This is a genomic window from Paenibacillus lentus, assembly GCF_042714055.1.
GTDB classification, from domain to species: domain Bacteria; phylum Bacillota; class Bacilli; order Paenibacillales; family Paenibacillaceae; genus Fontibacillus; species Fontibacillus lentus_A.
This window is the reverse complement of record NZ_JBHGVC010000018.1, coordinates 52,571-62,654: the sequence shown is the minus strand read 5'-3', so window position 1 is coordinate 62,654 and position 10,084 is coordinate 52,571. Positions and strand designations below refer to the sequence as shown.

General features: G+C 49.5%; 11 protein-coding genes. All 11 read right to left on the bottom strand.

All coding sequences use genetic code 11. The features are described from left to right. Positions 1-279: 279 nt before the first annotated feature. Positions 280-1,788, bottom strand: coding sequence for a lysine--tRNA ligase (gene lysS / locus ACE3MQ_RS25545; protein WP_379398110.1), 1,509 nt, complete (start codon positions 1,786-1,788; stop codon positions 280-282). Positions 1,789-1,914: 126 nt separating this feature from the next. Continuing rightward, the gene (gene greA / locus ACE3MQ_RS25540) at positions 1,915-2,391 is read right to left on the bottom strand and encodes a transcription elongation factor GreA (RefSeq protein WP_110934238.1); all 477 of its coding nucleotides are present in this window, start codon (positions 2,389-2,391) and stop codon (positions 1,915-1,917) included. Positions 2,392-2,750: 359 nt separating this feature from the next. Next, positions 2,751-3,752 carry a tRNA dihydrouridine synthase DusB gene (dusB, locus tag ACE3MQ_RS25535; protein WP_379398107.1) on the bottom strand — a complete coding sequence of 334 codons (1,002 nt, stop codon included), beginning with the start codon at positions 3,750-3,752 and terminating at the stop codon, positions 2,751-2,753. Between the two features lie 67 nt (positions 3,753-3,819). After that, positions 3,820-4,026: a helix-turn-helix domain-containing protein gene (locus ACE3MQ_RS25530; RefSeq protein ID WP_379398105.1), complete on the bottom strand. Its 207-nt coding sequence runs from the start codon at positions 4,024-4,026 to the stop codon at positions 3,820-3,822. Then, a complete protein-coding gene (gene folK, locus ACE3MQ_RS25525) occupies positions 3,978-4,526 on the bottom strand; it encodes a 2-amino-4-hydroxy-6-hydroxymethyldihydropteridine diphosphokinase (protein WP_379398103.1) in 549 nt (182 codons plus the stop codon). Before folK ends, ACE3MQ_RS25530 begins: the two co-directional genes overlap by 49 nt. Before the next feature lie 8 nt (positions 4,527-4,534). Then, positions 4,535-4,897: a dihydroneopterin aldolase gene (folB, locus tag ACE3MQ_RS25520; RefSeq protein ID WP_379398118.1), complete on the bottom strand. Its 363-nt coding sequence runs from the start codon at positions 4,895-4,897 to the stop codon at positions 4,535-4,537. A gap of 102 nt (positions 4,898-4,999) precedes the next feature. After that, positions 5,000-5,836, bottom strand: a complete 837-nt coding sequence (folP, locus tag ACE3MQ_RS25515; protein WP_379398101.1) for a dihydropteroate synthase — start codon at positions 5,834-5,836, stop codon at positions 5,000-5,002. A gap of 36 nt (positions 5,837-5,872) precedes the next feature. Further along, complete coding sequence (pabC, locus tag ACE3MQ_RS25510) at positions 5,873-6,760, bottom strand: aminodeoxychorismate lyase (protein WP_379398099.1); 888 nt, start codon at positions 6,758-6,760, stop codon at positions 5,873-5,875. Further along, entirely contained in the window at positions 6,757-7,338 is a 582-nt protein-coding gene (pabA, locus tag ACE3MQ_RS25505) for an aminodeoxychorismate/anthranilate synthase component II (protein WP_379398097.1), read from the bottom strand. The genes pabC and pabA overlap by 4 nt, the downstream gene beginning before the upstream one ends. Beyond that, complete coding sequence (locus ACE3MQ_RS25500) at positions 7,335-8,924, bottom strand: anthranilate synthase component I family protein (RefSeq protein WP_379398095.1); 1,590 nt, start codon at positions 8,922-8,924, stop codon at positions 7,335-7,337. Before ACE3MQ_RS25500 ends, pabA begins: the two co-directional genes overlap by 4 nt. Positions 8,925-9,099: 175 nt before the next feature. After that, entirely contained in the window at positions 9,100-10,038 is a 939-nt protein-coding gene (gene cysK, locus ACE3MQ_RS25495; protein ID WP_379398093.1) for a cysteine synthase A, read from the bottom strand. Between the last annotated feature and the right edge of the window lie 46 nt (positions 10,039-10,084).

The following is a 10,084-nucleotide window of genomic DNA, read 5'->3' as shown; positions in this document are numbered from 1 at the left end:
ATTTCGTGTGTCGCCTTTGTTTCAGCGGCAACTTTCTAATCATACAACACCCGGCGGTAAATTGCAAGCTTTATTTTTCATTGCTGTTTAAAGCTCTTCATAAAAGCTTGTTATTAACGACCGGATATATAATATATCATCTTTTATACATAGGCGCAAGCGTTTAGCCCCACTTTTTTAATTCCAATTTTCCCCACCATAATTGGCTTTTTGCTCGTTTGTCGAATCCATTCTATATATAAAACGAGCCTGCTACCATAAGCCAGGCTCGTCCTTCAATTATTCAGTACGCATATGCGGGAACAATAACACATCGCGTATAGAAGCAGAGTCCGTCAGCAGCATAACAAGACGGTCGATGCCGATGCCGAGCCCGCCAGTTGGCGGCAAGCCGTATTCCAACGCATGGATGAAATCATTGTCCATCTCATGTGCCTCGTCATTGCCATGCTCACGCTCCAGCAGTTGGGCTTCGAAACGCTGGCGCTGATCAATTGGATCATTCAACTCGGTAAACGCATTGGCATGCTCGCGGGCCACGATGAATAACTCGAAGCGATCCGTAAACCGTGGATCTTCTTCATTCTTCTTGGCCAACGGAGAAATTTCTACCGGATGCCCAAATACAAAGGTAGGCTGAATGAGCGTCTCCTCCACAAATTCCTCGAAGAAAGCATTCAATATATGTCCGAATGTCATATGAGGCTCTACCGGCACTTTGTGTTCTTTGGCCAGGCGATGCGCTTCTTCATTGCTCATTTGAACGCCGAAGTCCACACCGGTGACTTCCTTCACCGCATCAACCATAGATACCCGGCGCCATTGCGGCGTCAGATCTACTTCATGGCCTTGATAATTCAATACCTTCGTACCTAGCACTTCCTCAGCGATATGAGCGATCATATTCTCAGTCAGCGCCATAATGTCTTTATAATCTGCGTAAGCTTCGTATAATTCAATCATCGTAAATTCTGGGTTATGGCGAGTAGATACGCCTTCATTCCGATATACTCGTCCAATCTCATACACTTTCTCCAAACCGCCAACAATGAGGCGCTTCAGATGAAGCTCGATCGCGATACGCATATAAAGTTCCATATCCAGTGCATTGTGATGCGTAATAAATGGACGGGCCGCTGCACCGCCGGCAATGCTGTGCAGGGTCGGCGTTTCTACTTCCAAATATCCCAGCGAGTCCAAATAACGGCGCATCGATTGGATAATACGAGAGCGTTTAATAAACGTTTGTTGAACTTCCGGGTTCACAATCAAATCGACATAACGCTGACGATACCGAAGCTCAACATCCTTTAAGCCATGGTATTTATCCGGCAGCGGATAAAGTGATTTAGACAGAATCTCCAGATCGATAACCTTAATGGTCGTCTCGCCGGTCTTCGTCTTAAATACTTCCCCACGAACACCTACGATATCGCCGAGATCCAGAAGGCTGAAAGCGGCATATTTCACTTCCGGCACGCTGTCCTGACGCACGTAAATTTGAATTTTGCCGCTAAGATCCTGGAGATGCGCAAAGCTGGCTTTACCCATTCCGCGTTTAGCCATAATCCGTCCGGCAATCGATACCTCTATCTTCTTCTCTTCGAGCTCTTCCTTCGTCATGCTATCATATTGCTGCAGAATAGCCCCTGCCATATGTGTACGCACATATTTTTTCCCAAAGGGATCGATTCCGAGCTCACGAAGCTCGTCCAATTTTTCGCGGCGAATTTGCAGCAGCTCGCTAACTTCGATTTCTTGTTCCTGAGAGTTATGTTCCTCGCTCATTATTACGCTCCACTCCTTCTCCAACTTATATTTAGCTTAATCTTGCATATATACCCACAACTGGAAGGCGCCTGACAATAGTGAAAAAAGCCTCCCCTGGGGAAGCTCTTCCAATCAAATACCGCCCTATTTCTTGATATCTACGATTTTATATTGAATCACGCCTGCAGGGACGGTTACGTCAACGATGGCGCCCTTTTGCTTACCGAGGATCGCCTTGCCTACAGGACTTTCGTTCGAAATTTTATTTTGAAGCGGGTCGGATTCAGCGGTCCCGACAATCGCGTATTCCATCGTATCGCCGAACTCCAAGTCCTCCACAGTAACCGTTGAACCGATGCTTACCGTGTCCGTATCGATTTCATCATTATTGATGATACGGGCGTTGCGCAGCATTTTTTCAAGCGTAATAATGCGTCCTTCGATAAAGGCCTGCTCATTCTTGGCATCCTCATATTCGGAGTTCTCACTAATATCGCCATAACCAATGGCGACCTTAATACGCTCAGCTACTTCGCGGCGTTTTACAGACTTCAAATTTTCAAGCTCTTCTTCCAATCTCTTCAGACCATCTTGTGTAAGAATAACTTCTTTATCGCTCATCTCAACCGATTCTCCTGTCATGGAAATAATTTTCGCACTATGCGCGCGGTCATGGGCTCCTTCAATATAAATACCTTCCGCAACGGATGATCTAAATAGGTTTTAAATACACCGGCGAGGGCCCGAGTTGCCGCTTTGCCACGGCCGTGAAAATTCACGCATCATTTGAGAATATCATATGCAAACTCATGGAGCTCAGACCACCCCATGTTGTGGAAGTTATCTCCTGAGGCGAATTTATACTGAGAAATTATAGGTGAAGCCTTTCAAAATGTCAATGACAGTACAATTTTCAAATGTAAACGTTTCATGAAGGATGTCTACGTTGAAAAAAATACATTTATTATCATTTTTACGATTTAAGCGGATTCCGCTTCGCCTGAGGGCTCACTTGCCAGATTAGCGACAAAATTCTCGAGAATTCTTACCATCTCGTCCCGCTTGGTCTCTTCCATGATAACGTCTTTAATTCGTGCCGCGCCCTTCATGCCTTTTAAATACCAGGCCAAATGCTTGCGCATTTCCCGCACAGCCACGTTCTCGCCCTTGAGAGCCGCCAGACGATCCATATGAAGGATCGCGATGCGAATTTTCTCTTCCTCCCCCGGTTCAGGCAGCAATTCCCCTGTCTTAAGATACTCCACCGTACGATAAAGCATCCATGGATTCCCAAGCGCGCCGCGGCCGATCATAACGCCATCGCATCCGGTCTGCTCCAGCATCCGCTTCGCATCCTCCGGCGTGACGACATCCCCGTTTCCAATAACAGGAATCGACACTGCTTCCTTAACCTGCTTGATAAAGCTCCAGTCCGCTTTTCCCGTATACAGCTGCTCCCGGGTACGGCCGTGAACGCTGACCGCCTTGCCGCCGGCCTGCTCTACCGCTTTGGCATTATCGACGACGTAAATGTGCTCGGCATCCCAGCCGATCCGCATTTTAACCGTTACCGGCTTGCTGACGGCATTCACTACAGCGGACACCATCTCATGGATTTTATTTGGATCAAGCAGCCAGCGTGCTCCCGCATCGCATTTCGTCACCTTAGGCACAGGGCAGCCCATATTAATATCAATAATGTCGGCATTCGTCTCTTGATCGACGACCTTTGCCGCCTCCACCAGAGATTCGCGATCACCGCCAAAAATCTGTAGGCTGAGCGGCTTCTCCCGCTCGTCGACAAACAGCATTTCCTTCGTACGCTTATTCCCGTGAATGATTGCTTTATCGCTGACCATCTCTGCACAGACAAGGCCTGTGCCGAATTCTTTAGCAATCAGTCGGAAGGCTGGATTACATACGCCTGCCATCGGCGCAAGCACAACCCGGTTTTTCATTTCAATATCGCCAATTTTCAGCATAAGATCCCCTCCTAGTCATTTATTGTCGAATTTCCTCGTACTTGTAGCATTTTCCCTGAAAAACGATTTATTCTGAGGACTTCAATTCGGACATCGAAATGCCCAGAACATCCACAATTTTAATTAAAATTTGATCTTCAGCGCGTCGGTTCCCACGCTCAATAGCTCCCAGGACGGCAAGTGATACGCCCGATTGTTCCGCAAGCTGCTGCTGTGTGAACCCCTTCAGTTTTCGAAAAGCCCGGATTCGCTGCGCCAGTTGCAAGTTTTCCAATAACGTACGCCTTCCTTTCCATTCATGCTGGTTAATGCTTCTTGGGTGTATCGGTATAAACCGGAGGACTCCCCTTCTGGAACGATGTCTGTCAAGGGAACAAGTACAAAAGCACGCTCCATCATCCGCGGATGCGGCAAAGTCAGTAATGGGGTGTCTATTTTTTGGCCTTCTACCCATAACAGATCCAAATCAACGGTTCGCGGCCCAAAGCGAATTTTGCGCTCCCGCCCAAGCTCAAGCTCAATATGCTGCATGACAGTCAGCAGCGCTTCAGGGTTCAGCGTCGTCTGTACTGCCGCAGCCATATTCACAAAGCAGGGCTGATCCAGATATCCCACGGGATCTGTCTCATACAGCCTGGAGCAGCGGAGCACTTGAATCTCTGAATGGGCATCCAGCCGGTTCAGCGCCTCTAACAAAGTCGCCTCTCGGTCACCGAGGTTGGCCCCTAAAGCAATATAAGCCTCTGAGGTTCCAGAGGTCGGATGTATGTTCATCGCACGTCTCACTTTCTAGATCGGTATAATTCCACCGTCACACCTTCAAAATGAATATCAAATGGCGGATGCGGCTTCGTTACATGAACCGTCAACGCATCTACCATAGTATAAGTGTCCAAAACTGAGGATGCAATATGTTCTGCAAGTGCTTCGATCAATTTGAAACTTTTTCCTTCGACAATTCCCCGCAGCAGCTCATGGATTTCGGCATAATTCACCGTCTTGCTCAAATTATCGGTCTGTCCGGCTTCCCGCAAATCGAGCTCTAGTTCCAGGTCGACATAGAACCGCTGACCGAGCTTGCGTTCTTCCTCAAACACACCATGGTATCCGTAATATTCCATGCGCCGCAGCACCATTTTATCCATCAATTATTCAACCCTTCCACAATCTAGTAATAAACTTGTCGTAGCTGCAAAACAGCAAATCCAAAAGTAAAAATCCCATGACCTTAGCCTGATTTAACAACTTTAGGCATAAATGATGGCATCGCACATTTTAGCCATGCGTTTGATTTCCTTCACGTCGTGAACCCGCATCATTTGACAGCCCTGCGCAATGCCGAGAGCTACTGTCGCAGCAGTGCCCATAATCAGCTCATCTACCGGCAAATCCAGCGTGGTTCGGATAAATCTTTTTCGTGAAGTTCCGAGCAGAAGCGGGAAACCTAGCCCCACCAGCCGATCCAGCGCCTGCATCACCCGCAAATTCTCATGATAGTCTTTGGCAAACCCGATTCCCGGATCAAGGATGATTTTCTCGTCCTTCACTCCAGCTCGCCGGGCAATCTCCACACTAGCCAGCAAATCCGCTTCCACGTCCTGCATCAAATCCCCGTAGTCCCGATCATGCCGGTTATGCATCAAAATGACGGGACATTGATATTCCGCCGCGACCTCTGCCATGAGCGGATCTGCTTTGCAACCCCATATATCATTGATGATATGAGCCCCCGCGGCAAGTGACTGCCTCGCTACTTCGGCTTTATACGTGTCTACAGATATCGGAATATGAGGAGCTTCGCGGTGTATGGCCTCCACGATCGGTATAACCCGCTTCAGCTCTTCGTTTAACGATACAGGCTCATGCCCAGGCCGAGTCGATTCTCCGCCAATATCGATGATATCCGCTCCGTCCACGATCATTTCCAGCGCATGGGCAACCGCTCGATCCGTATGATTATAACGCCCGCCATCGGAGAAAGAATCAGGAGTCACATTTAAAATACCCATAATTAAAGTCCGTTCACCGAGCTTAAGCTCCTTATCCCCACATGTGTAGGTTCGTTGATACAACGTAGGCTGCATGTTATTTCGCTGTCTCCCTTCCATCCATCTATCCGTCTATATATCAGAATAACTTCTATAACTATTTAGAAGCATTTCCGTAATGGGGCCAATCCTTCCATCCCCAACCGAATATCTCGTCCCCTCAGGTTCAACTAATGTCGTCACCGGCACCAGCTCCTGAATCGAATTCGTCAAAAAAATCTCCTCCGCCTCAATCAGCTCATCCCAGGTATAGTATCCCTCCGCATATTGGAGTCCCTGCCGCTCAGCAAGCTCCATGACAAAAATCCGAGTGATTCCGGGTAGTATGCCCGTCCCGATCACAGGCGTATATAACCTTCCTCCGCGCACAAAAAATAAATTACTAACGATCCCTTCGGCTAAATATCCTTGGGCCGTCAAGAGCAATCCTTCAGGCATACCCGCTACATGAGCATCTCCGATCAATCCCGCCAGCTCCCGCTTGGCTAGAATATTATTCATGTAGTGCAGCGATTTGAGCCTTATTTTACCCTCAGGCGTATTGCGCGGCGTTGTTAACCGCCATAATTCCTTACCATGGGTATAGAGCCCGGATACAGTCGGCGGCAAAGGCTTCACATAGACTATAACGGTCGGCTCCGTATAATCCTCTGGCGGCAAACCCAGCGGCCCGGCGCCCGCCGACACCGTCAGCCGGATATAACCCTCCAGCAGTTCATTTGCCTCCAGCAATTGGGCGATTTCATATTGCAGCAGCTCTTCTCGTGCATCATAACGTATGCCCAATTCCCGGCATCCGCTCCGAAGACGCTCCAAATGCCGATCCAGGAGAAAAGGCCGCCCCCGATACGTCCGAAATGTCTCGAACAGACCCATTCCGTACATGAAGCCGTGATCCATTACGGATATCACGGCTTCAGCAGAAGGGGTAGGAACTCCGTTCACCCCGATATAATTCATACCCCCGTTCCCGCCTTGCGGTTCAGGAAGTTGCGAAGAATTTGATGGCCATGCTCGGTAATAATCGATTCCGGATGGAATTGAACCCCTTCCACGGCATATGTTTTGTGGCGCAAGCCCATGATTTCACCTTCTTCGGTCTCTGCAGTAATTTCAAAGCAATCGGGAAGACCGGCTCGCTCCACAATCAGCGAATGGTAACGGGTTGCCGTAAACGGCGAAGGAAGCCCGGCAAATACAGACTCGCCTTTATGATGTATCGCTGAAGTTTTGCCGTGCATCAGCCGATCGGCTCGCACTACCTTGCCTCCAAATGCTTGGCCAATGGCCTGATGACCCAGGCAAACGCCGAAAATCGGAATCGTTCCTTTAAACCGCTCAATGACATCCAGGGTAATTCCCGCCTCATTCGGGGTACATGGCCCTGGAGACAGCAGAATGTGATCCGGCCGCAGCTCTTCGATGCCTTGCAAATCAATTTCATCATTTCGGCGCACAATGATTTCTTCCCCAAGCTCGCCTAAATACTGTACGAGGTTGTACGTAAAAGAATCGTAATTATCGATAACCAGTATCATAATTTCATCCCCTGTCTTTGGCCTTCCGTGGCGAATTCCTCACTCAACTGAACCGCCATCGTTATAGCTCTGGCTTTATTATGGCATTCCCTGTATTCCCGATAAGGCACGGAGTCGATCACGATACCCGCTCCGACCTGAATATGTCCTACGCCGTCCTTAACGGCCAGTGTACGTATAATAATATTTAATTCCATATTTCCGTTGTAGTCAATCCACCCCATTGCACCCGTATATGGCCCGCGAGTCACGGGCTCGAGCTCCTCGATAATCTCCATCGTCCTGACCTTCGGTGCGCCGGTAATGGTTCCCCCTGGAAATACGGCGGCGATGGCATCGAATGGCGTCTTCCCTTCGTCCAGTTCCCCTTCTACCTGAGACACCAGGTGCATCACATGGGAATAGTATTCGATCATCATCAGCTCGCTAGCCTTCACAGTGCCGAACTTGGACACGCGCCCCAGATCATTGCGGAGCAAATCGACGAGCATGATATGCTCTGCCCGTTCCTTTTCGCTGCCCAGCAGCTCCCGAGCCATCATCTCGTCTTCCTCCAGCGTAGCGCCACGGCGTCTAGTGCCGGCAATAGGGCGTGTAGCCATCTTTCCCTGCTCCAGCTTCACGAGGAGCTCTGGAGAGACCGAGACAAGCTGGAAATCAGGAAACCGGAGCAGTCCCATATAAGGAGAAGGATTCAACAATCTCAGCCATTCATAAATCTCCTCCGGCGCAGCCTTGAGCGGAATGCCCCGGCGCAGCGACAAATTCACCTGGAACACGTCGCCGGCCGCAATATACTCCTGCACCCGGCGTACCGCTGCTTCAAAATCCTTCTGAGCAAAAGAGATCGAAGATGAACGCTCCAAAATATCATCCCATTCGGTTGACGAAGCATCTCTGGCTGCCAGCGCTGACCGCCGAATTCTTATTTTCTCCGCCAAGGCTCCCTTCTTAGCCTCATCGATCATCTCATTCCAGCGGCCAAGCATCAACGATGCCCGCCGCCCCGCTTCCTCAAATGCTTCGGCCAGTGACAAAGCAGAATCTCCCGTTGCAATGGGGATGGGGCTATGAACTATAGCGTATATCTCTTCATGCTCATGATCGAACACCCATAGCTCTTCCATACGCATCCATATATAATCATCAATCTGGAGGTCATCCTCGGCCAGGACGGGAAGACGTTCCAAAGAGCGGGCAACATCATAGCTGAGATATCCTACACCGCCTCCGCTGAATTTGGGCAGTCCAGGAAGCGTTGGCGACGTAAAAGGCTTCAGCCACTCGTGGAGCACGTCCAGCGGCCGTCCTTCAACTTGTGTGATATGGCCTGTGGAGATATCCTCGATTCGGGCTGAATTCCCTTTTCCCCGAATGACCGACAACGGCTCCAATCCAAGAAATGTATAGCGACCGTCCTTGCCGCTCTCGAGCACAAAGGAGTACGGATGCGCTTTATTCCAGGCTTGTGCCCAATCACCCGGCAGGCGGGAGCCCGACTTCATTTTGATGGCGTAAGGAAGCAGCGTCCAGTTCCCTTCCGCTGCCCATCTTTCCCAATGTTCCCATCTTGTAATGGTAACCATGCTATGTCACTACCTCCAGCCCTTCATGCGTTCTTGTTGCTAGCTAGTATACTAGAACCTTATTCTGTTGAACATCCCCAATCTCGTGCAAATACATGCACTAAACATGCAATAACCCCCATACCGTCTGACGCAAGCGGTTGGGGGTTAATTCAATTTATCAAAGCCGCAGCTCTTATGCCTCGAAATTATACAGCGGCGTGCTCAGGTAACGCTCGCCGTTACTTGGAACGACAGCCACAACGCGTTTGCCTTTGCCCAATTCTTTAGCTACCTTAAGCGCAGCGAAGATGGCCGCACCGGAAGAAATTCCGGAGAGAATGCCTTCCTCTTTAGCAACTTGGCGAGCTTGCTCGAAGGCTTCGTCATTCTCTACATGAATAATCTCATCGTAAATTTCACGATTCAGAATTTCAGGGACAAAGTTGGCGCCGAGACCTTGGATCTTATGCGGCCCAGGCTTACCGCCCGAGAGAATTGGAGAAGCAGCTGGTTCAACAGCAAAAATCTTAAGCTCAGGGAAACGCTTCTTCAGCACTTCGCCAGCACCGGTGATCGTCCCACCCGTTCCGATTCCCGCTACGAACGCATCGAGCTTGCCGTCAAGCGATTCGATCGCTTCAACGATTTCCGGGCCTGTCGTTTCGCGGTGAATCTTCACATTGGCCTGCGTTCTGAATTGGTCTGCCAGGAAATAGTCCGGATTCTCGGACAGAATTTGCTCGGCCTTCTTCACGGCACCATTCATGCCTTCGGCTCCCGGAGTCAGTACGAGCTCGGCTCCATAAGCACGCAGCAGGTTACGGCGTTCTATACTCATCGTCTCAGGCATAACGATAACCGCTTTATATCCTTTAGCGGCAGCAACAAGCGCCAGCCCAATTCCTGTATTTCCGCTAGTTGCTTCAATGATTGTACCGCCTGGCTTCAATTTGCCCGCTTTCTCAGCTTCTTCAACGATACTGATCGCAATGCGGTCTTTAACGCTGGCGCCCGGGTTTTGGTATTCCAGCTTTACATAAATCTCAGCGCTGTCCTCGGGTACAATGCGGTTCAAGCGAACAAGCGGCGTATCCCCGATCAAATCTGTTACGTTGTTAACGACTCTAGCCATACGAAAACCTCCCTGAATAGTTAAAAAATATAATAATAAAGGTTGC

Excerpts from the sequence above, each read along its gene's own strand:
- lysS (WP_379398110.1), bottom strand. The coding sequence starts at position 1,788 with ATGAGCGAGGAACATAACTCTCAGGAACAAGAAATCGAAGTTAGCGAG.
- greA (WP_110934238.1), bottom strand. The coding sequence starts at position 2,391 with ATGAGCGATAAAGAAGTTATTCTTACACAAGATGGTCTGAAGAGATTG.
- dusB (WP_379398107.1), bottom strand. The coding sequence starts at position 3,752 with ATGCTGAAAATTGGCGATATTGAAATGAAAAACCGGGTTGTGCTTGCG.
- folK (WP_379398103.1), bottom strand. The coding sequence starts at position 4,526 with ATGAACATACATCCGACCTCTGGAACCTCAGAGGCTTATATTGCTTTA.
- folB (WP_379398118.1), bottom strand. The coding sequence starts at position 4,897 with ATGGATAAAATGGTGCTGCGGCGCATGGAATATTACGGATACCATGGT.
- folP (WP_379398101.1), bottom strand. The coding sequence starts at position 5,836 with ATGCAGCCTACGTTGTATCAACGAACCTACACATGTGGGGATAAGGAG.
- pabC (WP_379398099.1), bottom strand. The coding sequence starts at position 6,760 with ATGAATTATATCGGGGTGAACGGAGTTCCTACCCCTTCTGCTGAAGCC.
- pabA (WP_379398097.1), bottom strand. The coding sequence starts at position 7,338 with ATGATACTGGTTATCGATAATTACGATTCTTTTACGTACAACCTCGTA.
- ACE3MQ_RS25500 (WP_379398095.1), bottom strand. The coding sequence starts at position 8,924 with ATGGTTACCATTACAAGATGGGAACATTGGGAAAGATGGGCAGCGGAA.
- cysK (WP_379398093.1), bottom strand. The coding sequence starts at position 10,038 with ATGGCTAGAGTCGTTAACAACGTAACAGATTTGATCGGGGATACGCCG.